Origin of the sequence: Nocardia violaceofusca NBRC 14427 (assembly GCF_963869435.1) — a bacterium.
Lineage (GTDB): Bacteria > Actinomycetota > Actinomycetes > Mycobacteriales > Mycobacteriaceae > Nocardia > Nocardia aobensis.
Map to the genome: position 1 here is coordinate 1 of NZ_CAWMPM010000030.1, position 22,185 is coordinate 22,185.

At 68.6% G+C, this 22,185-nt stretch carries 22 protein-coding genes; 11 read left to right on the forward strand and 11 right to left on the reverse strand.

Annotated features, from left to right (window positions below; all coding sequences use genetic code 11):
* The 3 genes from AC5592_RS23705 to AC5592_RS23715 all read right to left on the reverse strand — a co-directional run.
* The coding region (locus tag AC5592_RS23705) for a hypothetical protein (protein ID WP_371507431.1) at positions 1-969 on the reverse strand (969 nt) is incomplete at its 3' end.
* 328 nt (positions 970-1,297) lie between these two features.
* Complete coding sequence (locus AC5592_RS23710; protein ID WP_063065462.1) at positions 1,298-2,215, reverse strand: SDR family oxidoreductase; 918 nt, start codon at positions 2,213-2,215, stop codon at positions 1,298-1,300.
* 69 nt (positions 2,216-2,284) lie between these two features.
* On the reverse strand, positions 2,285-3,079 hold the full coding sequence (locus tag AC5592_RS23715; protein ID WP_371507432.1) for an SDR family oxidoreductase: 795 nt from the start codon (positions 3,077-3,079) through the stop codon (positions 2,285-2,287).
* A gap of 50 nt (positions 3,080-3,129) precedes the next feature.
* Here AC5592_RS23715 and AC5592_RS23720 point away from each other — a divergent pair, with 50 nt between their 5' ends.
* The 4 genes from AC5592_RS23720 to AC5592_RS23735 all read left to right on the forward strand — a co-directional run bounded on the left by AC5592_RS23720 (position 3,130) and on the right by AC5592_RS23735 (position 6,697).
* Positions 3,130-3,894, forward strand: coding sequence for an enoyl-CoA hydratase family protein (locus AC5592_RS23720; protein ID WP_063065463.1), 765 nt, complete (start codon positions 3,130-3,132; stop codon positions 3,892-3,894).
* 75 nt (positions 3,895-3,969) lie between these two features.
* Positions 3,970-4,854, forward strand: coding sequence for a CoA transferase subunit A (locus tag AC5592_RS23725; RefSeq protein ID WP_036497632.1), 885 nt, complete (start codon positions 3,970-3,972; stop codon positions 4,852-4,854).
* Positions 4,851-5,609, forward strand: coding sequence for a CoA-transferase subunit beta (locus AC5592_RS23730; RefSeq protein ID WP_036497631.1), 759 nt, complete (start codon positions 4,851-4,853; stop codon positions 5,607-5,609). The genes AC5592_RS23725 and AC5592_RS23730 overlap by 4 nt, the downstream gene beginning before the upstream one ends.
* Entirely contained in the window at positions 5,606-6,697 is a 1,092-nt protein-coding gene (locus tag AC5592_RS23735) for an NAD(P)H-dependent flavin oxidoreductase (protein WP_036497630.1), read from the forward strand. The genes AC5592_RS23730 and AC5592_RS23735 overlap by 4 nt, the downstream gene beginning before the upstream one ends.
* 73 nt (positions 6,698-6,770) lie before the next feature.
* Here the strand turns inward: AC5592_RS23735 and AC5592_RS23740 are convergent, their stop codons facing one another.
* Positions 6,771-7,409: a carboxymuconolactone decarboxylase family protein gene (locus AC5592_RS23740; protein ID WP_036497629.1), complete on the reverse strand. Its 639-nt coding sequence runs from the start codon at positions 7,407-7,409 to the stop codon at positions 6,771-6,773.
* 43 nt (positions 7,410-7,452) lie between these two features.
* Entirely contained in the window at positions 7,453-8,019 is a 567-nt protein-coding gene (locus tag AC5592_RS23745) for a VOC family protein (protein WP_036497627.1), read from the reverse strand.
* 123 nt (positions 8,020-8,142) lie between these two features.
* On the opposite strand from AC5592_RS23745, the gene AC5592_RS23750 reads away from it, so the two are divergent.
* From AC5592_RS23750 to AC5592_RS23775, 6 genes are read left to right on the forward strand one after another with little or no spacing between them, the layout of a single operon-like run.
* On the forward strand, positions 8,143-8,778 hold the full coding sequence (locus AC5592_RS23750) for a TetR/AcrR family transcriptional regulator (RefSeq protein WP_036497616.1): 636 nt from the start codon (positions 8,143-8,145) through the stop codon (positions 8,776-8,778).
* A 34-nt stretch (positions 8,779-8,812) separates the two neighbouring features.
* Complete coding sequence (locus AC5592_RS23755; protein ID WP_083870560.1) at positions 8,813-10,108, forward strand: CaiB/BaiF CoA transferase family protein; 1,296 nt, start codon at positions 8,813-8,815, stop codon at positions 10,106-10,108.
* Positions 10,105-11,016 carry a hydroxymethylglutaryl-CoA lyase gene (locus AC5592_RS23760; RefSeq protein ID WP_036497614.1) on the forward strand — a complete coding sequence of 304 codons (912 nt, stop codon included), beginning with the start codon at positions 10,105-10,107 and terminating at the stop codon, positions 11,014-11,016. The genes AC5592_RS23755 and AC5592_RS23760 overlap by 4 nt, the downstream gene beginning before the upstream one ends.
* Positions 11,017-11,047: 31 nt before the next feature.
* Positions 11,048-11,437 carry a nuclear transport factor 2 family protein gene (locus AC5592_RS23765; protein ID WP_036497613.1) on the forward strand — a complete coding sequence of 130 codons (390 nt, stop codon included), beginning with the start codon at positions 11,048-11,050 and terminating at the stop codon, positions 11,435-11,437.
* Positions 11,434-12,621: an acyl-CoA dehydrogenase family protein gene (locus tag AC5592_RS23770; protein ID WP_198163925.1), complete on the forward strand. Its 1,188-nt coding sequence runs from the start codon at positions 11,434-11,436 to the stop codon at positions 12,619-12,621. Before AC5592_RS23765 ends, AC5592_RS23770 begins: the two co-directional genes overlap by 4 nt.
* Positions 12,618-13,997, forward strand: a complete 1,380-nt coding sequence (locus AC5592_RS23775) for a phosphotransferase family protein (RefSeq protein WP_371507434.1) — start codon at positions 12,618-12,620, stop codon at positions 13,995-13,997. The genes AC5592_RS23770 and AC5592_RS23775 overlap by 4 nt, the downstream gene beginning before the upstream one ends.
* 126 nt (positions 13,998-14,123) lie before the next feature.
* Here the strand turns inward: AC5592_RS23775 and AC5592_RS23780 are convergent, their stop codons facing one another.
* Both AC5592_RS23780 and AC5592_RS23785 read right to left on the reverse strand, forming a co-directional pair.
* Positions 14,124-15,644 carry a long-chain-fatty-acid--CoA ligase gene (locus AC5592_RS23780; RefSeq protein WP_063065465.1) on the reverse strand — a complete coding sequence of 507 codons (1,521 nt, stop codon included), beginning with the start codon at positions 15,642-15,644 and terminating at the stop codon, positions 14,124-14,126.
* Between the two features lie 48 nt (positions 15,645-15,692).
* A complete protein-coding gene (locus AC5592_RS23785; RefSeq protein ID WP_063065466.1) occupies positions 15,693-16,598 on the reverse strand; it encodes a cyclase family protein in 906 nt (301 codons plus the stop codon).
* Between the two features lie 543 nt (positions 16,599-17,141).
* Between AC5592_RS23785 and AC5592_RS23790 the strand changes: the two genes are divergently transcribed.
* Positions 17,142-18,458 carry a lipase family protein gene (locus tag AC5592_RS23790; protein WP_371507436.1) on the forward strand — a complete coding sequence of 439 codons (1,317 nt, stop codon included), beginning with the start codon at positions 17,142-17,144 and terminating at the stop codon, positions 18,456-18,458.
* A gap of 88 nt (positions 18,459-18,546) precedes the next feature.
* Here the strand turns inward: AC5592_RS23790 and AC5592_RS23795 are convergent, their stop codons facing one another.
* The 4 genes from AC5592_RS23795 to AC5592_RS23810 form a co-directional block, all read right to left on the reverse strand.
* Complete coding sequence (locus AC5592_RS23795; RefSeq protein WP_063065507.1) at positions 18,547-19,698, reverse strand: acetyl-CoA C-acetyltransferase; 1,152 nt, start codon at positions 19,696-19,698, stop codon at positions 18,547-18,549.
* A 45-nt stretch (positions 19,699-19,743) separates the two neighbouring features.
* A complete protein-coding gene (locus tag AC5592_RS23800) occupies positions 19,744-20,406 on the reverse strand; it encodes a TetR/AcrR family transcriptional regulator (protein WP_036497604.1) in 663 nt (220 codons plus the stop codon).
* 45 nt (positions 20,407-20,451) lie between these two features.
* Positions 20,452-21,186: a hypothetical protein gene (locus AC5592_RS23805; RefSeq protein WP_036497603.1), complete on the reverse strand. Its 735-nt coding sequence runs from the start codon at positions 21,184-21,186 to the stop codon at positions 20,452-20,454.
* A gap of 182 nt (positions 21,187-21,368) precedes the next feature.
* Positions 21,369-22,163 carry an SDR family oxidoreductase gene (locus AC5592_RS23810; RefSeq protein ID WP_063065468.1) on the reverse strand — a complete coding sequence of 265 codons (795 nt, stop codon included), beginning with the start codon at positions 22,161-22,163 and terminating at the stop codon, positions 21,369-21,371.
* Positions 22,164-22,185 lie beyond the last annotated feature (22 nt).

Here is a 22,185-nt window from a genome sequence, read left to right on the forward strand (position 1 = left end):
GGGTGCGGCGGCGACAACCGGAGCACCCGGAACCGCGGGTACCGGCGGAATGGCCAACGGCGGTGCGGCCGGGGCCGCAGGCGGCGGAACCGGTTGCAGCAGAAGCAGAAGCAGCAGCGGCGACATCGCGGCCGCGGAGCCGACCGCGGCGGATCCGGTGACCGCGGACCCGGTGCCGAGCAGAGCGGCCAAGGCGGAACCCGTCGCGACGGAACCCGTACCGGCCAGCCCGGCTAGCGCGGAACCCGTTGCCGCCGAACCCGTTCCGAGAATCCCGGCGAGCAGCGAGCCGACGCCCGCCGCCGCGGAACCGGTGGTGGCCAGCGCCGATCCGGTAGCGGCGGAACCCGTTGCGGCGGCAGCGGATCCGGTGCCCGCAGCCGCGGAACCGGCCCCGGCCAACGCCGACCCGGTCGCTGCTCCAACCGAACCCGTTGCGGCGGAACCGGTCCCGCCGAGCGCGGAGCCGGTCAGTGCCGAGCCGGACGCCGCCGAACCGGCGGCCGCCGATCCCACCGCCGCCGAACCGGACCCGAGAATGCTCGCCAATCCGGCAAATCCCTCGCCGACGACCGGCGTCGGCGTGATCGGCGGCCCGGCCGGTCCGGACACCTGCGCCGGCGCCTGCGTCGAGGAGCTGGTGGAAGAGCTGGTAGCACGTCCGGGGATGGCCAGGTCGCCGTCGTACCGGTCGTCGTCGGTCGGAGATCCCGCTGCCCCCGGTTCCGGCGCGGTTGGTCCCTGTTGCGCCGCGACACCTGGACCTGTCGGTCGCGAAACCGCGATGACCTGCTGCGGGGAAACCGCGGGGTTCTGCTGACGGGATTGCGTGCCCGGCAGGGGGGCGCCGACGGGGCCGGACGGCGCGGGGCCGGCTGGTTGTGCGTTGGCCACCAGGGGGCCGAGGACCCCGCAACTGCCGATCAATCCGGCCACCGCGACAACGCGCGCGATGCGACCCATGGTCATGCGCTTGCCTTCCCTCAACTTCTCAGCGCAGATTTCTCCCCGGTCGCTACAACCTCTCCGGGACCGAACGAATGCGGCCCATCTTAACTGCCGGCAGTTTGCTCGCGCAGCGAGATCATGTGAGCCCGATCACCCCGGGGGCCACGGGGATTGAAACCGGACGCCGCGGTGACCGCGCCCACGCACTGCCGGAAAGTCGAAAAACCGACGTCATCCCTACTGGCACAGGGGTATTGGATACAGCGACGCCGGCGGATCGCGGCCGCGGGAAGGAGGCGGCGGAGCGCGATCTCACCGGCGCGGATCGTTGCTGTGCGGGTTGCGGTGCTCAGGCTCCGTAGACCGGCTCGGGATCGGTTGCCTTGGCGATCAACTCGCGTACCACCGGTCCCAATTCGGACGGCTGCCAGCGCGCTCCGCGGTCCTCGGCGACACCGTGGCGCCAGCCGTCGGCCAACGCCACCTTCCCGCCTTCGACCTCGAACATGCGGCCGGTGACACCCGCCGAGTCCGGGCTGCCCAGCCACACCACCAGGGGGGAGACGTTTTCCGGCGCCATCGCGTCGAAACCGTCATCGGGGCGGGCCATCATGTCGGCGAAGACGGTTTCGGTCATTCGGGTGCGCGCGGAGGGGGCGATGGCGTTGACGGTGACCCCGTAGCGCCCGAATTCCGCTGCGGCGGTGATGGTCAGAGCCGCGATACCGGCCTTGGCCGCCGCGTAGTTGCCCTGGCCGACGCTGCCCTGCAGACCGGCACCGGAGCTGGTGTTGATGATGCGGGCGTCGCGGGCACGACCGGCCTTGGATTCCGCACGCCAGTACTCGATGGCATGCCGCATGGTGGCGAAGTGGCCCTTGAGGTGGACGCGGATCACGGCATCCCACTCGTCCTCGGCCAGGTTGACCAGCATCCGGTCGCGCACGATCCCGGCGTTGTTCACGACCACGTCCAGTCCGCCGAAGGTCTCCACGGCCTGGGCGATCAGCCGCTTCGCACCGGCCCAGTCCGCGACGTCGTCACCGTTGACGACGGCCCGGCCCCCGGCCTGCACGATCTCCTCGACCACCTGGGCGGCAGGCGAATCGACGCTGGGCGCGCCGTCCAGTTCCGCACCCAGATCGTTGACCACCACGTTGGCGCCCGCCGCGGCGAAGGCCAAGGCGTGGGCCCGGCCGATACCGCGGCCGGCGCCGGTGACGATCACGGTGCGTCCTGCACAGATCAGCTCGGAGTTGTCGGTCATATCTGCTGCTCTCATTTCCTCGGTGCGGTAAGGGTTTTCGCTGTGATCGGTGATCGCGCGCGACAACGGCTAACGCGCGGCGGGCTCGGCGTCGTTGACGGTCGCCGCGTCCAGGAATGCGGGACGTTCCCCGCCGCCGTGCACGATGAGCGATCCGCCGTTGACGTAGCCGGCCAGCGGCGAGGACAGGAAGACCGCGACCCGGCCGATGTCCTCGGGGGTCGCCAGCCGACCCAGTGGCACGGTCGCCTCGACGGCGGCGATCCCGGCGTCGTCGCCGTAGTGCAGATGACTGGATTCGGTGCCGACCATTCCGACGATCACCGAATTGACCCGCACCTTCGGCGCCCACTCGATCGCCAGCGAGGACACCAGACTGTCCAGGCCGGCCTTGGCCGCACCGTAGGCGGCGGTGCCGGGCGAGGGCCGGTGGCCGCTCACACTCGAGACCATCACGATCGAACCGCCCTCGGGCTGCTGCTGCATCACGGCATTGGCCGCCTGCGAAACCAGCAGCGGGGCCAGCAGATTCAGCTCCACGATCTTGGCGTGGAAGTTGCGGGAGGCGGTGGCGGCGGGGGCGAACGGCGCCCCACCGGCATTGTTCACCACATGGTCGATCCGGCCGTGCCGCTGCACGATCGTCTCGATCAGCCCGGTCACCGCCTCGCCGTCGCGCACATCGCACGGCAGAAATTCGGCGGTGCGCCCGGAACTCTCGATCGCCACCTCGCCGGGGCGGCGGGCACACACCACCACCGTCGCGCCGGCGTCCAGATACACCCGGCTGATGCCGGCGCCTACGCCTCTGACCCCGCCCGTCACGAGAACTACCGATCCGGACAGGTCCACTTCGATTGCCACCGTGCTAACCTACCAAGCACTTGCTTGTTTTGCCAACGAATGGACATGCGATGGGGATCAACCGTCACACCGAGACCTCGGGTATCGAGGTCGTCACGATCGACTATCCGCCGGTCAACGCACTGCCCACCGCGGGCTGGTTCGGCGTGGCCGATGCGATTCGCGAGGCCGGGCGCGACCCGGAGACCAAGGTCGTCGTGCTGCGCGCCGAGGGCCGCGGCTTCAATGCCGGGGTCGACATCAAGGAGATCCAGCGCAACCCGGGCCATCAGACGCTCATCGACGCCAATCACGGCTGTTACGACGCCTTCGGCGCGGTCTACGAGTGCCCGGTGCCGGTGATCGCGGCGGTGAACGGCTTCTGCCTCGGCGGCGGCATCGGCCTGGTGGGCAACGCCGACGTCATCGTCGCCTCCGACGACGCCACCTTCGGGCTGCCCGAGGTCGAGCGCGGCGCCCTGGGCGCGGCCACCCACCTGGCCCGGCTGGTCCCCCAGCACATGATGCGCACGCTGTTCTACACCGCCTCCACCGTGACCGCGCAGCAGCTGCACCACTTCGGCTCGGTGCACAAGGTGGTACCGCGAGCCGAACTCGATTCCGCCGCGATGGAAGTCGCGAAGAACATCGCCACCAAGGACGGACGGGTCATCCGGGCCGCGAAGCGCGCGCTCAACGGTATCGACCTGCAGGACGTGCACCGCAGCTACCGCTTCGAACAGGGCTTCACCTTCGAGCTGAATCTCGCCGGTGTGGCCGATGAGATCCGGGCGCGGTTCGACGAGGATCTGGCTGCCAAGAAGGAGGCACGATGAGCCACAATGCGCAGCCCGCGCATCGGGCCGACCGGGTGCGGGTGTCCCGCAAGACACAGCAGGAGGCGAAATAGCATGCGCGACAAGCGGATGTCGTTGGAGGACGCGGTTTCCCAGCTGCGCAGCGGGATGACCATCGGCCTCGGCGGCTGGGGTTCGCGGCGTAAGCCGATGGCGTTCGTGCGGGCGCTGCTGCGCTCGGACGTCACCGATCTGACCGTCGTGACCTACGGCGGGCCGGATCTGGGCCTGCTGTGTTCGGCGGGCAAGGTGCGCAAGGCCTACTACGGATTCGTCTCCCTCGATTCGGCGCCGTTCTACGATCCCTGGTTCGCCAAGGCCCGCACCGGTGGCGAGCTGATCTCCCGCGAAATGGACGAGGGCATGGTCAAGTCCGGCCTGCAGGCGGCCGCGGCCCGGCTGCCGTTCCTGCCCACCCGCGCCGGACTGGGCTCGGACGTGCTGAATTTCTGGGACGGTGAACTGCGCACGGTGCAGTCCCCGTATCCGGATGCCGACGGCCGCGTCGAGACCCTGGTCGCGATGCCGGCACTCGCCCTGGACGCCGCGTTCGTCCACCTCGACATCGGCGACAAGCACGGCAACGCCGCCTACACCGGCGTCGACCCGTACATGGACGATCTGTACTGCCTGGCCGCCGAGCGGCGGTTCCTGTCGGTGGATCGGCTGGTCGAGACCGAGGAACTGGTGAAGGCCGTTCCGAACCAGGCGATCATCCTCAATCGCATGATGGTCGACGGCGTCGTGGAGGCGCCGGACGGCGCGCATTTCACCTTCTCCGGCAGCTACGGCCGCGACGAGAAGTTCCAGCGCCACTACGTCGAGGCGGCCAAGGATCCCGAGACCTGGGCGGCCTTCAAGGCGCGCTATCTGGACGTCACCGAGGACGAATACCGTTCCGCGGTGGCCGAATTCGCTGCCGAGGAGGAGCGCCGATGAGCGAGACCACAACCGTGACCCGCGCCGAGGTGTGCGCGGTCGCCTGCGCCGAGATCTTCCGGGGTGCGGGCGAGATCATGGCCAGCCCGATGTCGCCGACCCCCACCATCGGGGCGCGGCTGGCGCGGCTGACCTTCGAACCGGATCTGCTGATCTCCGACGGCGAGTCGCTGTTGCTGGCCGATACCCCCGCGCTGGGCGCCAAGGCTCCCACCGAGGGCTGGATTCCGTTCGGCAAGGTGTTCGACGTCGTGGCTTCCGGGCGGCGCCATGTCGTCATGGGCGCCAACCAGATCGACCGCTACGGCAACCAGAATCTGTCCGCCTTCGGCGCGCTGCAGCAGCCGAAGCGGCAGATGTTCGGTGTGCGCGGCGCGCCGGGCAACACCATCAACCACGCGACCAGCTATTTCGTGCCCAAGCACAGCACGCGCGTGTTCTGCGAGACCGTCGACATCGTGTGCGGAATCGGTTACGACAAGATCGATCCGGAGAATCCGGCGTACCGGTTCCACCACCTGCATCGGGTGATCAGCAATCTGGGCGTGTTCGACTTCGGCGGGCCCGGCCACACCCTGCGGGCGCTGTCGCTGCATCCGGGCGTGAGCGCCGACGAGGTCGCCGAGAACACCGCGTTCGAGGTGGCCGGACTGGACAGCGCCGAGGTGACCCGCACGCCCACCGACGAGGAGCTGCGGATCATCCGGACGGTGCTGGATCCCAAGGGAATCCGGGAAAAGGAAGTGGCATCATGAGCCGGCTGCGGACTCCGCTGACCGAACTGGTCGGCATCGAGCATCCGATCGTGCAGACCGGAATGGGCTGGGTGGCCGGGCCGCGCTTGGTGGCGGCGACCTCCCAGGCCGGCGGCCTCGGCATTCTGGCCTCGGCCACGATGACCTACGCCGAACTCGAGGCGGCCATCGCGAAGACCAAGGCGCACACCGACAAGCCGTTCGGTGTGAACATCCGCGCCGACGCCTCCGACGCCGCCGAACGGATCGAACTGCTGATCCGCGAGAAGGTCCGGGTCGCCTCGTTCGCGCTGGCGCCGAAGAAGGAGCTCATCGCGCGGCTCAAGGACGCCGGTGTGGTGGTGGTGCCGTCCATCGGCGCCGCCAAGCATGCGGTGAAGGTGGCCTCGTGGGGCGCCGACGCGGTGATCGTGCAGGGCGGCGAGGGCGGCGGGCACACCGGCCCGGTGGCCACCACGCTGCTGTTGCCCTCGGTACTCGACGCGGTCGACATTCCGGTGGTCGCCGCCGGCGGCTTCTTCGACGGCCGCGGACTGGCGGCCGCCCTGGCCTACGGTGCCGCGGGCGTGGCGATGGGCACCCGCTTCCTGCTCACGCAGGACAGCAGCGTGCCCGACGAGGTGAAACAGGAGTATCTGCGCCGTGGGCTGCAGGACACCGTCGTCTCGCTGAAGGTGGACGGCATGCCGCATCGGGTGCTCAACACCGATCTGGTGGACCGGCTGGAACATTCGGGCAGCTGGCGCGGACTGTCCGCCGCGGTCGCCAATGCCGCGAAGTTCAAATCGATGACCGGTATGAAGTGGTCCACCATGGTCCGCGACGGTCTGGCGATGCGAAAGGCCAAGGACCTCACCTGGTCTCAGGTGATCATGGCCGCCAATACGCCGATGCTGCTCAAGGCCGGTCTGGTCGAGGGCAATACGCAGGCCGGCGTGCTGGCCGCGGGACAGGTCACCGGAATCATCGACGATCTGCCCACCGTGCAAGAGCTCATCGACCGCATCATCGACGATGCGGTCGCGCGGATCGACACGATCGCCGCGCTCAGAGACGGCGCCGCGGCGACCCCCGGCGCGTCCGCGTAACCGAAAAAGGTTCGGTCGCAACGACACAGGCCGCCTCGCCGACAACCGGCGGGGCGGCCTGTGCGGTTTCCGGCTACTCCCCCGACAGATCGGCCGACAGGTCGCGGACCTCCACGCCCTCCGGAATTCGGACCTCCGCAACGGGTTCCGGGCGATCGTCGAATTCCAGCCGCAGGGCGCGGCATATGGTGGCGTGCATGTCGTACAACGCCGTGATGTAGGTCAGTTCCAGGATTTCCGGATCGCTGAGGTTGGCTCGCAGCACCGCGAACACTTCGTCGGGCACCCGGCCACCGTCGTGGACCAGGCAGTCGGTGTAGGCGAGAATCGCGCGTTCGAGTTCGGAGAAACAGTCGCTGACCTGCCAGGACGGGATGGCCGCGATCTTCTCCTCGGGAGCGCCCAGCGAACGCATCTGCTTACAGTGCTGGGAGAACACGAACTGACTGCCGCGCGCGTATCCGGCGCGGCACTGCCCCAGTTCGCGCAGCAGCGGATCCAGGCGTGAGTTGCGGTAGACGGCGAATCCCCGGACCGCGTGCCGGAACACCTCGGGTGACTGCGCGAAGACGGTCCACCAGTCGCCGGGGGTGGCGTGGACGGTGCCGTGGTCGACGGCCGGATCGCGGTCGGGCCCGAACAGCCGGTCGTAGTAGAACAGGATTCGCTCGTCGGTGACTTCGGCGCGCGGAACTTCACGCAGGCGGGGCATGCTTCGAACCTCTCGGTAGGGCGGTTTCGCGACTGGTGGGTGATCAGAGTTCGGCGGCGGCGCGGCGGTCGGCAGCGGTCTTCGGCTCGTGCGATACGTCGGCCTCGGTGAAAGTCCGGGTCCAGCAGGCGAATTCGAGCAGCACCCCGTCCGGGTCCTGGAAGTAGAACGACCGCACGAAGGTTCCGGGGTGCACATCCCGGGAAACTCCCGCGGGGCTGTCGTCGTGATTGAGGACCCGGCTGACCTTGATGCCCTCGGCCTGCACCCGCTGGTAGTAGTCGTCGAATCGTTCCGGCGGCACGGCGAAGGCCACGTGGTTCATCGAGCCCACGCCGCTGACCAACTCCCCATCGTCCGGAAGTCCCTTGGGCGCGGCCAGTCCGGGGGTGGCGTCGGGTGCGTCGGCGAGCCAGAAGAAGGCGATGGTGTTGCCGCCCCCGCAGTCGAAGAAGAAGTGCTGGCCGAGGTTGTGCGGCAGTTCGATGGTCTTGACCAACGGCATGCCCAGCGTGCCGGAGTAGAACTCGATCGTCCGGCGCATATCGGAGCACACGAGGGCCAGATGGTTGATTCCGCGTAGTTCGTATTTCGGGTTGGCGGCGCTCATTGCAGTCCTTCCGCTGTGGTGCCGATTCGACCTCCGTGACGGGTCCGCACCATTACTGTGAGCTGGGATTCTCCCAACTGAACTGACTTGACAGTCATGTCATGTTCGTGGATAGTTTGAGCCGTGCCGAAGTCATCTGTCAATAGCGCGCCCACCCCCGTCGACAATCTGACGCCGCGGGGGCGCAAGACACGCGACGCATTGCTGGACGCGGCGCGCAAGGTGTTCGAGACCGTCGGATTCCTCGATACGCGAGTGGAACAGATCAGCGAGGAGGCAGGCGTCTCCTACGGCACCTTCTACCGCTACTTCGAATCCAAGGACCATGTGTTCGGCGAGCTGAGCACGCGGTTGTTCGAAGATATGCACCGCCGCGAACCCGCGCCCGCGCAGCTCTCGCCGGCCGCCCGGCTCATCGCGGCCAACCGGTCCTATTACGCGGCCTACCGGCGCAACGCCCGGATGATGGCGATCGTGGAGCAGGTCGCGACCTTCAACGAAGAGTTCCGGCAGCTGCGCCACGAACATCGGCGCCGGCTCATCGATCGCACCGCGCAGGCGATCGCCCGCTGGCAGCGCGACGGGATGGTCCGCGCGTCGCTGGATCCGGAACTGGCCGCCCGGGCCATGTCCGCGATGGTCGACCACACGCTGTACCTGTGGCTGATCCAGGGCGAGGACGCCGATGAGCAGGCGTTGCTGGAAACCCTCGACCAGATGTCGGTCGGCGCACTCGGGCTCGACCCGGACGAGAAATAACGCATCCGTCCGGGGACACATCTCAGGAGGCAGTATGAGAACGGACCCACCGACCACCGCACATCCCGAAACGCACGACAGCGAAGCTGCGGCCGCGCGCGGGGCGGCCGGACCGCTCGACGGCTTCCGGGTGCTCGAGCTGGGGACGCTGATCGCGGGGCCGTACTGCGGACGCCTGCTCGGTGACATGGGGGCCGACGTCATCAAGATCGAAGCGCCGGATCGTCCCGACCCGCTTCGTGATTGGGGTCAGGCGGCCGGCGGCGGCCACCAGTACTTCTGGACCGTGCACGCCCGCAACAAGCGGTGTGTGAGTCTCGATCTGCGCGTCCCGGCGGGACGCGACATCTTCCTGGAATTGGCTCGCACGGCCGATGTCGTGGTGGAGAGTTTCCGGCCCGGCACGCTGGAGCGCTGGGGTATCGGCTACGACGTGCTCAGCGAGCTGAATCCGGGGCTGGTGCTGGCCCGCGTCTCCGGCTACGGGCAGACCGGGCCGTACGCGTCCCGGGCGGGTTACGCGTCGGTGGCCGAGGGCATCAGCGGGCTGCGCCACCTCAACGGATTCCCGGGACAGGCGCCGCCGCGGATGGCGTTGTCGCTGGGCGACAGCCTGGCCGGGCTGTTCGCCTTCCAGGGTGTGCTCGCCGCGCTGCTGGTGCGGGAGCGGACCGGGCGCGGGCAGGTGGTCGACGCGGCGCTGACCGAGGCGTCGCTGGCGATCCAGGAGTCCACGGTCCCGGATTTCCACAAGACCGGACATGTGCGCCAGCCCTCGGGCACCCGGCTGGACCGGGTGGCGCCGTCGAATCTGTACAAGGCCAAGGACGGGCTGTGGGTGATCATCGCGGCCAACCAGGACACCGTCTTCGGGCGGCTGGTCACCGCGATGGGCCGGCCCGAACTCGCTTCCGACCCACGGTATTCCACCCATTCCGCGCGGGGTGAACGGCAGGACGAACTCGACGAGATGATCGCGGCATGGGCCGGCGATTTCACCGCCGCCGATCTGATCGATCTGCTGAATCGGCACGGCGTGGTCGCGGGCCCGGTGAACACCGTCGCCGAGGTGATGGCGGATCCGCAGTTCACCGCGCGCGGCATCTTCGTCGACCACGTCGATCCGTCCGTCGGACGCGACGACGCCGGATACGATCCCGTCCCGGTCAAGGGTGTCGGCGTCGTGCCGCGGCTCAGCGCCACCGCCGGTGGCGTGCGCTGGGGTGGTCCGAGCCGGCCCGGCACGCATACCGACGAGGTACTGGGTGAGCTGCTCGGATACGACTCCGACCGGCTGGCCGGATTGCGCGGCGAAGGCACGATCGGATGACCGCCGTCGACATCCGCGAGGTGGGACCGCGCGACGGCCTGCAGATCGAGGAGCCGATTCCCACCGAAGCCAAACTCGCCTTCATCGACGCGCTCGTCGCCACCGGAGTGCGCCGGATCGAGGCCACCTCGTTCGTCTCACCGCGCGCCATCCCGGCGCTCGCCGACGCCGAAGCCGTTGCCGCGCAACTATATCGGTGGCCCGGCGTGGAGTTCTCCGCCCTGGTCGCCGGTCTCGGCGGGGTGGGGCGCGCCCTCGCCGCGGGTGTGCATCGGCTCGAATACGTCGTCTCGGCATCGGACGGGCACAGCCGGGCCAATGTGGGACGTGACAGCGCCGAATCGGTCGCGCTGATCGAGCCCATCGCCGAGCAGGTGCATGCGGCCGGCGGCCGGCTGGAGGTGATCGTCGCCATCGCCTTCGACTGCCCGTTCGACGGCCGCACCCCGCCGCAGCGGGTGGCCGAGATCGCCGCGCGGGCCGTGGCTTGCGGCGCCGATTCGCTCGCCGTCGCCGACACGGTGGGCACCGCCTCACCGGTCCGGACCGCCGACGTGATCGACCGGGTGCGGGCGGCGGCGCCCGATACCGAACTCGGCATCCATCTGCACGACACGCGTGGACAGGGGCTCGCCAACGCTTGGGCCGCCTACGAACACGGTGTGCGCCGATTCGACTCCGCCGCAGGCGGTCTCGGCGGATGCCCGTTCGCCCCCGGCGCGAGCGGCAATATCGCGACCGAGGAATTGGTCTATCTGTTCTCCGACGGCGGCATCGAGACCGGCATCGACATCGACCGGGCGCTCGACGCCGCCCGGCTCATCTCACGCCTGCTCGGCAAGCCGGTCGACAGCAATCTGCTCGCCGCGGGCGGTCGCCTGCGGCCCAGGAATGCGGCATCACACTGAGTCGCACGAGAATTACCCGGAGGTCCTTCGCATGGATGAACTGGCCGACCGCTTCTTCGCCGCGGTCAGCGCGGGCGATACCGCGGCCCTGACCGCGCTCTACGCGCCCGAGGCCCGGATCTGGCACAACGACACGAACGCCGAGGAGACCGTCGCGGACAATCTGCGGGTACTGCGCTGGCTGTCGCGCACCGTGGAAAACCTGCGGTACGAGGATATTCGGCGTTATGTGCTGCCGGACGGCTTCGCTCAGCAGCATGTCGTGCGCGGCCATCTGCCCGGCCACGGCGAGCTGGAGGTTCCCGCGAGCCTGTTCGTGCGTGTCCGGGACGGGCACATCACCAGGATCGACGAATACGTCGACTCGGCGGCGACGCAGCCGCTGCGCGAGGTGTCGGCGGCGAGCGGAGGTTACCGATGACGTCGCTCAACCGCCCGGAGGGCGAGATCGCCGAATTGTCCGCACGGATGCGCGCATTCATCGATACCGAGGTCGTTCCCGCGGAGTCGGCGCTGGCCCGCGAGGACGACACCGCACACGCCACCCTCGCCCGCTTGAAGGATCGAGCGAAGGAACTCGGACTCTGGGCGCTGGGCCATCCGGCCGAACTCGGCGGCGGCGGTGTGCCGTTCCTCGACTTCGTCTATCTGAACGAGATCATCGGCCGCTCCGAATTCGGCATGCTGGCCGTCGGTTCGGTTTCCATGCAGGACACGCTCATGTTGTACCGGCACGGCACCGAGGAGCAGCGGGCGCGCTGGATTCCGCCGATGGTGTCCGGTGACATCCTGCCCTCGGTCGGCCTCACCGAACCCGAGGTCGCCGGATCCGACCCCACCTTGATCGCCACCGCCGCCGAACTGGACGCCGACATGTGGGTCATCAACGGGCACAAGTGGTTCACCACCGGCGCCGCCCAGGCGGCGTACTGCACCGTCTTCGCCCGGACCGAACCCGAATCGGTGCCGCGGCACTCCCGGATCAGCGCGATCATCGTGCCGACCGACACCCCGGGCTTCGAGATCGTCCGCTCCATCCCGACCATGGGCCACGATCCGAGCGATCACTACGAGGTGCGGCTCACCGATGTGCGGGTGCCGGCGGCGAACCTGCTGGGCGAACGCGGCCAGGGTTTCGTGGTGGCACAGGACCGCCTCGGTCCCGGCCGGATCTTCCACTGCATGCGCTGGCTCGGCCAGGCCCAGCGCGCCTACGAGCTGATGTGCGAGCGGGCGAATACCCGGTACGTGCACGGATCGCTACTCGCCGAGAAAGGCGAAATCCACCGGTACATCGCCGAATCCGCGGCCGAGATCCACGCGGCCCGGCTGATGACGCTCGACGCCGCTCGCGCCATGGATGCCGGTGAGGACTATCGGGTGCGGGTCGGGTTGATCAAATTCTGGGGTGCGCGGATGTTGCACGATGTGATCGATCGTGCCATCCAGGTACACGGGGCCCTCGGGCTGACCGCCGACACCCCGCTGGAGCGGATGTACCGGCAGGCCCGCTACGCCCGCGTCTACGACGGCCCCGACGAGGTCCATCGCATGTCGACCGCGCGCCGGTTGCTGCGCTCCCCCGACGCGGCGCCGTGGCTGTGAGCACGGAATCGGCTGCCGCCGAATCGGTTACGCTCACCGAGGGGGTTCGTGCGGTACTGGCGGACTCCCTCGGCACCTCGATCACCGATGTCGCGTTGCGGCAGTTCACCGGGGGCGCGAGCCGGCAGGTGTACGCGGTCGAGGCCCGCGACGGCACCGGCGCCGCGGTGCGGGCCGTGCTGCGGCGGGACCCGCCCGGCCACGGCGATTCGGCGCGTATGCACGCCGAGGCGGTCTGTCTGCGGGCGGCCGGTGCCGCCGGAGTGTCGGTGCCCGCCGTCCTCGCGGACGGGGCGACCGCGCCCGGGATCGACGCCCCGTATCTGCTGATGGAGCGTGTCGACGGCGAGTCGATTCCCCGGAAACTGCAACGGGATCCGGCCTTCGCCGCGGTACGCGACCGGCTGGCCGGCGATCTCGGCTACGTCCTGGGGCTGATCCACCGCACCCCGTTGGACACCCTGGACATCCTCGACGATCACGATCCGCTCGACGCCCTCGAGCAGATCTATCGCGACCTGGACGATCCGCGGCCGGCGGTCGAGGCCGGACTGCGCTGGCTGCGCGAACATCGGCCCGACGAACGCCCGAAGGCGTTGGTGCACGGCGACTTCCGGCTGGGAAACTTTCTGATCCGGCCGGACGGCGTGCGCGCGGTGCTGGACTGGGAGCTGGCCCATCTCGGCAATCCGATCGAGGATCTGGGCTGGTTGTGTGTGCGAGCCTGGCGGTTCGGCGCCGAGGCGCCGGTGGGCGGGCTGGGCAGCCGGCAGCAACTCCTGGACGGTTACGAACGGTCCGCGGGCTACCGGCCCACCGCGGCGGAACTGCACTGGTGGGAAGCCTTCGGCACGCTGAAATGGCTGGTGCTCAGCCGCTTTCAGGCGCAGCGGCATCTCAGTGGGGACGAACGCTCGCTCGAACTCGCCGCGATCGGGCGCCGGGTCTGCGAATCGGAATACGATCTGCTCACCGTCCTGGACCTGCTCGACGACACCGTGCCGACTCCTTCGCCCTCGGAAACGCCTGCGACCGTGCACGATCGGCCGCACCCGGCCGAAATCATGGAACTGGTCGCCGAAACGCTCACCGCGGAGATCGGGCCCGCACTCCCGGCGGAGCAATCACGCGCGCGCTACCTCCTTCGGGTCTGCGCGAATCTGCTCGGCATAGCCGCGCGCGAATCGGCCGCCGGCCCCGCCGCCACCGACGCGGTGCGCGGTCATCTGGCGGCGCTGGGCTGCGAGTCCGAGGCGGATCTGGCCGCGCGGCTGCGCTCCGGCGCGGTGTCGTATACCGACGAGGCCGTGCGCCGGGCGATCTCCGCCGCGGTCCTGGCCCGCCTGCGGATCGCGAATCCGCGCCACCTGAGGTAATCGCACCACGGCGGCGATCGGCCGTGTCGGTACGACCATGGGAATCCAGCGTCGTCGGGAAACGCAAAGCGGCGGCCCGGTGGCGACGTATCAGCGTCACCACCGGACCGCCGGGTCCGGCACGGATCAGGAGAACTGTTCGCGGAGATCGCGTTTGAGAATTTTGCCGGTGACGTTCTTGGGGAGCGCGTCGACGAATTCCACTCGCCGCGGCACCTGGAACCCGCCCAGGTGTTCGCGACAACCGGCGATGATGTCGTCGGCCGTGGCGGTCGTCCCGTCGCGCAGGACGACCACCGCGCACACCACCTCGCCCCAGGTGTCGTCCCGGACGCCGATCGCGGCGGCCTCGGCGACCTGCGGGTTCCGGTACAGCGCCTGTTCGACCGTCAGCGAGGCGACATTCTCACCGCCGCTGATGATCAGATCCTTCTTCCGATCGACGATGTAGACGAAGCCCTCCTCGTCCTGGCGGACCATATCGCCGGTGCGGAACCAGCCGTCGGTGAACGACTCCGCGGTGGCCCGGGGATCGTTCCAGTAGCCGACGGTCACCTGATCCGCGCGCACCACCATCTCGCCGATCTGCCCCCGCGCGACATCGGCGAAATCCTCGTCGACGATGCGAATATCCGCCAGCCGCATCGGTTTTCCCGCCGAGGCGAGCAGATGGGTCTCCCCGCGCGCCGCCCGCCGGTGCGCCTGTTCGTCCAGATGCAGGACGTTGCCGGCGAGTTCGGTCATCCCCATGCCCTGGTAGAAATCGCAGCCGAACCGCTCCAGACCCGCACGCAGCACCGCGGACGGAATGGCGGAGGAGCCGTAGCCGATCGCCCGCAGCGTCTTCAGCGAATGTCGCTCCAACGCCGGATCCTGCAGCAGGAAGTTGATCATCGTGGGAGCCAGGCCGGTCTGGGTCACCTGCCATTCGTCGACCAGCCGCAGGAAGGTCGCGTTGTCGTAGGCGCGCAGGATGCCCACGGTGGCGCCGATCAGGTGATTGACCAGCACCACGTACCCGCCGACGTGGCACAGCGGGAAGCAGAACAGGAATACCGTGTCCTCGGCGACGGTCCACTGCAGAGCCGAAGAGGTCACGCCCGCGAGCAGATTGCGATGCGAGACCATGACGCCCTTCGGCGTGCCGGTCGTCCCGCTGGTGTAGACCAGCCACGCCACATCGTCGGGATCGGGACGGTAGACAGGCGCCGCGGCCGACGCCGCGCCGACGAACTCGTCCCATCCGAGCGTGCCCGGTGCGGCGCCGATCGACACCACCGTGGTCACCGACGGGATCCGGTCACGGATGCGGTCCACCAGGTCGGCGAATTCCGCGGCGACGATCAGCACCCGAGCACCGGAATGCTCGATCAGGCCGACGAGCTGATCCTCGTGCAACCGGAAGTTGAGGATCGTCAACGCCATTCCCGCCATCGGTACGCCGTAGTAGCACTCCAGATACTGCGGGCAGTTCGCCGACAGGATCGCCACCCGGTCACCCGGCTCGGCCACGCTGAGCAGCGCGTTCGCGAGGCGGCGGCAGCCGTCACGCAATTGCCGGTAATCGATCACCTCCTGCTCGAAGCGCACCGCGATCCGATCGGGATGTTTACGCGCCCCGTATTCGACGATGTCACCGATCAGCATCTGTCCGAACTCCTTGCCGATTCGAAATCCATGGCAGGTGCGCCCTTCTCACCGGATCGCGAGCGGGTTGATCGGTGAGCCGACGCCGCGCGTGAACTGCAGGGGCGGCCCGGCGTAGAAGAAGTCCCAGCGCCCGTCGCCCGCGCAGGCCTGCGCCAGATCCTCGAAGTCGAGCATTTCCGCGAGGGTCAGGCCCATATCGCGGATGAGCACCATATGCAGTTCGAACGCGGTTCCCGGATGTTCGCCGGGCATCACCTCGACCGCCCAGTTGTCGGAGCCGACGACGGCGACGTCCTTGTCGCGCAGCCAGGTCGCGCACGCCAGGCTCAGACCCGGCTCACCGGCCATGAAGCCGTGCGGATCACCGTCGGTGAGGAATTTCTTGCGCCAGCCCGTGCGGATCAACAGGATGTCACCGGCGCCGACATCCACGCCCTGCGCGGCCGCGACGGCGTCGAGTTCGTCGGGGCCGATCGCGGTTCCGGCCTCGAGCCAGTCCACGCCGCGATGACGAGCCACGTCCAGCAGCACGCCGCGCCCGGCGATACCGCCGGACTGGGTGTGGATACCGCATTTGTCGGCGCCCTTGACCGTCACTCCGGAGCCGGGGTGGCCGTTGTACAGCTCGTCGTCGTAGTGCACGTGCGCCAGCGAGTCGTACTGGGAACCGGCCTGCAGCGGCATGAAGACGAAATCGTCGGCCCATTTGAAACCGCCGGGAAGCACCTGTTCCTGGCCGTTCTCCGACATCAACCGGATCGGATTGATGCGCGCACCACCGGGCTGCGGACCGTCCCCGTCGAGCGGGATACCGAGTTTGAAGGTCTCACCGGTGCGAATCAGCGCCGCGGCGGCCACCACCCGCTCCGGCGTGATCAGATTCGTGGTTCCGCGCTCGTCGTCGGTCCCCCACCGACCCCAATTGCTGACCTTCCGGCCCAGCGCGCGCATCTCGGGAACTTCGGGCACCGTTGCCTCCTGAACTATTTATGACGTGACAGTCATGTCAACTTCGTGCCGCAAGTGTGTCCGACAGCACTTTCGGTGTCAATAGGCGGATGTCAGCTTCACGCCGATCGCAACCGGGGGCGACTTCCGGACCAGGCGGGACGGCGGTACCCCGGACGGCGCGGGCGGGCCGGACACCGCGAGACGCGATAGCGCGCAGCTATACAAGAAAGGGCGCCCACGCACTGCGGCCCAATATTCGAGACGATGCGGTTTCACTTCACACCCAAAATTCAACGGCCGGATGGGCGGCCGGCAATTCGCCAGTGACGCCCGAGAATCGCTGCTCTGCAACAGCTTTCATGAAGCAGGTACGTCGCAGCGGTTGAGCCACAGGAATCGCGACAGGAACACCCCCATTGACAGCGGTCGATTTCCGACACCACACAGTTGATTTCGGCCGTATTGACGTGCGAGGGTGATTGGGTTCACACTACCAACGCGTAACCGGACGACGGTGTCCGGTTTGGTAGAAGGGGACTCCTGGTGAAACGAGGACGCGCAGTCCTGCAGATCGCGACCGCCGTCGCGGCCATGTCATTGCTTGTCGGCTCCGCGACCGGTCTCGCACCGAGTGCGCGTGCGGCATCCGATTCGTTCTACGAGTACACGGGCGCGGCGCCGCTGTCCTCGATCGCCCCGGGAACCGTGTTGCAGACCCGCACGATGCCGTACCACTTCGCCGGCATCCCGACGCCCGTCACGGCGGTGCAGTTGCAGTACCGCACGACCGACGCCCAGCAGCGCCCGGCCGTGAACGTCACCTCCGTACTCCTGCCGCCGACCGGCGTCGATCCCGCGAAAGCCGTTGCCTACCAGTCCTTCTACGATTCGCTGAATCCCGAGGACGGGCCGTCGCGGTCGGTGGCGGGCAATGTGTCCTTCGGCGGGGCGGTGAACAATGTGGAAGGTCAGCTGGTCGCGCCCCTGCTGGCCCAGGGCTACACGATCATCGTCGCCGACACCGAGGGCCAGGCGGCCGATTTCGCCGCCGGTCCCGAATACGGGATGAACACCCTGGACTCGATCCGGGCGGCCACCCACTCGGCGCAGATCGGGCTGAACGAGCAGGCCCGCGTCGCGCTGTTCGGATATTCCGGCGGCGCGATCGCCACCAACTGGGCCGCGGCCCTGGCGCCGGTCTACGCCCCGGACGTCGACCGGCAGCTGGTCGGGGCGGCGGAGGGTGGCGTTCTGGTCAACCCCGCGCGCAACCTGCGCTACATCGACGGCAGCTTCGGCTGGGCCGGAGTGGCGGCGATGGCGGTGATCGGCATCGGCCGCTCCTACGACATCGACTTCTCGCCCTATATGAGCCCGTTCGGTGCCGAGATCCTGAACAAGATGCAATACGCGTCCATCGCCAATGTGCTGTTCCAGTACCCGGGCCTGACCTGGGCGCAGATGGTCAAACCGGAGTACGCCGATCCCAACAGCGTGGCGCCGTTCGTCGAGGCGGTGCGCAAGGTCGACCTCGGACTGGCGCCGACGCCGACGATTCCGATGCTCATCGGGCAGGGCGCCAACGGCGTGCTGGAAGGGACCGACAACGGTAAGCCGGTGTCCGGGCCGGGTGACGGCGTGATGGTCGCCGGCGATGTCCGCAGCCTGGCCCGGCAGTACTGCGATACCGGGAACTCCGCGATCCTGTACCGGCAGTACGACCTGCTCAGCCACACCCCCTCGACCATCGCGTGGCTGCCGGAGGCCCTGCTGTGGCTCAACGACCGGTTCGCGGGCCGGCCGGCGCCGGCCAACTGCGGCGCCATCGCTCCGGGCAACTCGCTGGACCCGGTGATCTGAGTCCGCGCGGACCTATGCGAAGAGGCCCCGCGGTACGCGGGGCCTCTTCCGTTTCACCGGACCGGTTTCGCCCGAAAGACGAAGCGGCTCAGAAGATTCGCTCGATGATGGTGACGTTGGCCGTGCCGCCGCCCTCGCAGATGGTGAGCAGGCCGTAGCGGCCGTTCACGCGCTCGAGCTCGTTGAGCAGGGTGGCGAACAGCTTCGCGCCGGTGGCACCGAGCGGATGTCCGAGGGCGATCGCGCCGCCGTGCACGTTCACCTTGTCGGGGTTCGCGCCGGTCTCCTTCAACCAGGCCAGCACCACCGAGGCGAAGGCCTCGTTGATCTCGACGACGTCGATATCGTCGATGGTCAGCCCGGTCTGCTCCAACGCCCACTTGGTCGCCGGGATCGGCGCGGTGAGCATGTAGATCGGATCGGCGCCGCGGGCGCTGACGTGGTGGATGCGGGCGCGCGGCTTCAGGCCGTATTCGGCGACGGCCCAGTCGGAGGCCAGCAGGGTGGCGCTGGCGCCGTCGGAGATCTGGCTGGCGACCGCGGCGGTCAGGCGGCTGCCCTCGCTGAGCGGCTTGAGTCCCGCCATCTTCTCCAGGCTGGTCTCGCGCGGTCCCTCGTCGATCCAGAAGTCGCCGACCGGCACGATCTCGCGATCGAAGGCGCCCTCGGCGATGGCCTTGCGGGCGCGCTCGTGGCTGCGAAGTGCCCAGCGCTCCATATCTTCCCGGCTGATGTCCCACTTCTCGGCGATCAGCTGCGCGCCGTTGAACTGCGAGACCTCACCGGTGCCGTAGCGGTGGTCCCAGCCCTTGGCGCCGACGAACGGCGACTCGAAACCGTATTCCTTACCGGCCAGCATGGCGGCCGAGATCGGGATCGCGCTCATGTTCTGCACGCCACCGGCGACGATCACCTCGGCGGTGCCGCTCATGATGGCCTGCGCGCCGAAATTGATCGCCTGCTGGCTAGATCCGCACTGGCGGTCCACCGTGGTACCGGGGACCTCCTCCGGATATCCGGCCGCCAGCCAGGCTGTCCGGGCGATGTTGCCGGCCTGCGGGCCGATGGCGTCGACACAGCCGAAGATCACATCGTCGACATTGCCGGGGTCGATGGCGTTGCGGCCCAGCAAGCCCTGCAGTGCCGCCGCGCCGAGATCGGCGGGATGCACCCCGGCCAGCGCACCGCCGCGCTTACCGATCGGCGTCCGCACGGCATCGATGACGTAGGCCTCGCGCACCGGTGCGTACCGGCGGCGATCGGACGGTGTGGACATGTAACGCTCCTATTCGGATGTGCCGGATTCGGCGCCGGATTGCGATGCTCCGGAATGGACTGCGCCGGAACGGTTCTCGGGGTTGGTGAGCCCATCGAGCACGATGGTCAGATACTGCTTGGCGAGGGTGTCCGCGGTGATGCGGCCGCCGGGCTGATACCAGCGCACCGCCACCCACACGGTGTCGCGCAGGAAGCGGAAGGCGAGTTCGACATCGAGTTCGGGACGGAAGCTGCCGTCGCGCACGCCCTCGGTGAGCACATTGCGCCACAGCTCACGGAATTCCCGGTTGTATTCCGCGATGTAGTCGAAACGCGGTGTGTCACTGAGCCTTTTGGCCTCGGCCTGATAGATCGCGACCGCCGAATGCCAGCGGTCGAACGATTCACAGGACGCGATGACCAGCGCCTCGAGGGTGGCTCGCGGCGAGAGGTTGGAGGCGACGATCTCGCGGTAGCGGCCGAACAGATCGTCGAGGAAGCCGCGCAGGATCTCGTCCACCATCGCCTCTTTCGAGTCGAAGTGGTGGTAGAGACTGCCGGATAGAATCCCCGCCGCATCGGCGATATCGCGGACCGTGGTCGCACGCAGGCCGCGCTCGGCGAACAGGCCGGCGGCCAGGCCGAGCAACTCGTTGCGGCGTGCGGATTTGGAGGCCTCGGATGCGGTCACTCGGCCATAATACAACCAAGCATTTGCTTGGTCCATGGTGGTGGCTCACCGAATGGAATAGCGCAGCGGCGAGGACATCGACAGATCGGCGAGCAACCGATCGCAGATCTCGGGCGGCGGGATTCCGGCCCGTTTCATCCGGGCCACCAGCGCGAGCCGCCGCTCACAGCTGTCCCATTCCACGAGCAGCGGTCCCCGGCCGGGTCCCGCGTCCACGGTCGCCATCGCCCGCGGTGGGCCGCCGGGTTCCGGAATCTCGCTGAGTTTGAGCACGATGCCGCGCCGCCACGCCAGATAGGTGTCGCGGTCGGCGGCGCCCTCCAATTTGCCGGTGGCCGCGGCCAGCCCCCGATCGATGCCGTCGGCGAAGGCGAGGCGATCGAATCGGAACCGGCGGCAGCGCCGCACCACCTCCAGCAGATCGGCGCGCACCTCGCACAGCAGGGCGGTCTGCTGCCGCCGCCGCTCCCCGCCGGGATCGGCCTCCCCCGGGCCGCAGCCGGCGCCGATGCGCCGCACCCGGCGCCGATCGCGGGCCATATCCGCACGCAGAGCGGCACGCGGATCACGCGCCACCTCGGCCTCGTCCACCTCGTGCTCGCGCAGGATCTGCGCGGCACGCGTCGCGGTCGCGCGCGCACCGGCGTGATCGAGCAATTCGGCGCCGAGGGTGAGAGCGGCGAGCACGATCTCGTCCTGCCGCCGCCGCGCGAGCACCACCTCGCGGATCAACTCGAGTTCCAGTACGTCGTTGTCTTCCTGTCGACCGTCCAGACCCATGGGTCGTGGTCCCTTCGAACTGTGGGAACCGGACGTTTTCAGGATCGCACAGCTAGGGGCAGGTGGCGCCACCCAATTTCCGCACCGACCCCACCAAGGACAACCCCGAGAGGTCGGTGCGCCCACATGGGTTTCGGCCCAAGGGGCCGAAACCCCGCCGGAGCGGAGCGGAGGCCAAAAACTCAAGCGCGCTGGCTGCTCACCGAGACGACTTCGCCCGTCATATAGGAGGTGTAGTCGCTGGCGAGCATCGCGATGGTGGCCGCGACCTCCCACGGCTCGGCGGCCCGGCCGAACGCCTCGCCCGCGGCCAGCCGGTCGAGCAGTTCGGTGGAGCTCACCTTGTCCAGGAACGGGTGGCGGGCGATGCTCGGCGCGACGGCGTTGATCCGCACGCCCAGTTCCGCGGCCTCCACGGCACTGCAGCGGGTCAATGCCATGACACCGGCCTTGGCGGCGGCGTAGTGGGCCTGGCCGTGCTGCGCCCGCCAGCCGAGCACGCTGGCGTTGTTGACGATCACGCCGCCGTGCCCGGCGGTGCGGAAGTACTTCAGCGCGGCGCGGGTGCAGCGGAAGGTGCCGTTCAAGGTGATGTCGAGGACGCGGTCCCACTGTTCGTCGGTCATGTCGACGACCGGTGTCTCACCGCCCAGGCCGGCGTTGTTGACCATGATGTCGATGCGACCCAGCCGCTGCGCCGCGGACCGGATCAGTTCGTCGACCTGTTCGGTGCTGGTCACATCGCAGACCACCGAGGCGACCTTGCGCTGCGGGAATTCCGCGGCCAGCTCCTCCTCGGTCTGCTTCAGCCGGCGTTCGTGCCAGTCGGAGACCACCACGTCGGCGCCCTCGTCGAGCATGCGGCGCGCGGTGGCCGATCCGATACCCGTACCGGCGGCGGCGGTGATCACGGCGACCCGGCCGGCGAGCAGCCCGTGACCGGAGACCGGCTGGGGCGGAACCGAGAGATCAGGCACTTGTAGGTCCTTCCTTACGACC

Bases quoted from the DNA above. Each gene is read 5' to 3' on its own strand.
- AC5592_RS23745 (WP_036497627.1), bottom strand. From the start codon at position 8,019: ATGAGCGCCGCCAACCCGAAATACGAACTACGCGGAATCAACCATCTG.
- AC5592_RS23805 (WP_036497603.1), bottom strand. From the start codon at position 21,186: ATGGGTCTGGACGGTCGACAGGAAGACAACGACGTACTGGAACTCGAG.
- AC5592_RS23730 (WP_036497631.1), top strand. From the start codon at position 4,851: ATGAGCGAGACCACAACCGTGACCCGCGCCGAGGTGTGCGCGGTCGCC.
- AC5592_RS23765 (WP_036497613.1), top strand. From the start codon at position 11,048: ATGGATGAACTGGCCGACCGCTTCTTCGCCGCGGTCAGCGCGGGCGAT.
- AC5592_RS23740 (WP_036497629.1), bottom strand. From the start codon at position 7,409: ATGCCCCGCCTGCGTGAAGTTCCGCGCGCCGAAGTCACCGACGAGCGA.
- AC5592_RS23725 (WP_036497632.1), top strand. From the start codon at position 3,970: ATGCGCGACAAGCGGATGTCGTTGGAGGACGCGGTTTCCCAGCTGCGC.
- AC5592_RS23720 (WP_063065463.1), top strand. From the start codon at position 3,130: ATGGGGATCAACCGTCACACCGAGACCTCGGGTATCGAGGTCGTCACG.
- AC5592_RS23760 (WP_036497614.1), top strand. From the start codon at position 10,105: ATGACCGCCGTCGACATCCGCGAGGTGGGACCGCGCGACGGCCTGCAG.
- AC5592_RS23755 (WP_083870560.1), top strand. From the start codon at position 8,813: ATGAGAACGGACCCACCGACCACCGCACATCCCGAAACGCACGACAGC.
- AC5592_RS23710 (WP_063065462.1), bottom strand. From the start codon at position 2,215: ATGACCGACAACTCCGAGCTGATCTGTGCAGGACGCACCGTGATCGTC.
- AC5592_RS23780 (WP_063065465.1), bottom strand. From the start codon at position 15,644: ATGCTGATCGGTGACATCGTCGAATACGGGGCGCGTAAACATCCCGAT.
- AC5592_RS23735 (WP_036497630.1), top strand. From the start codon at position 5,606: ATGAGCCGGCTGCGGACTCCGCTGACCGAACTGGTCGGCATCGAGCAT.
- AC5592_RS23770 (WP_198163925.1), top strand. From the start codon at position 11,434: ATGACGTCGCTCAACCGCCCGGAGGGCGAGATCGCCGAATTGTCCGCA.
- AC5592_RS23785 (WP_063065466.1), bottom strand. From the start codon at position 16,598: ATGCGCGCGCTGGGCCGGAAGGTCAGCAATTGGGGTCGGTGGGGGACC.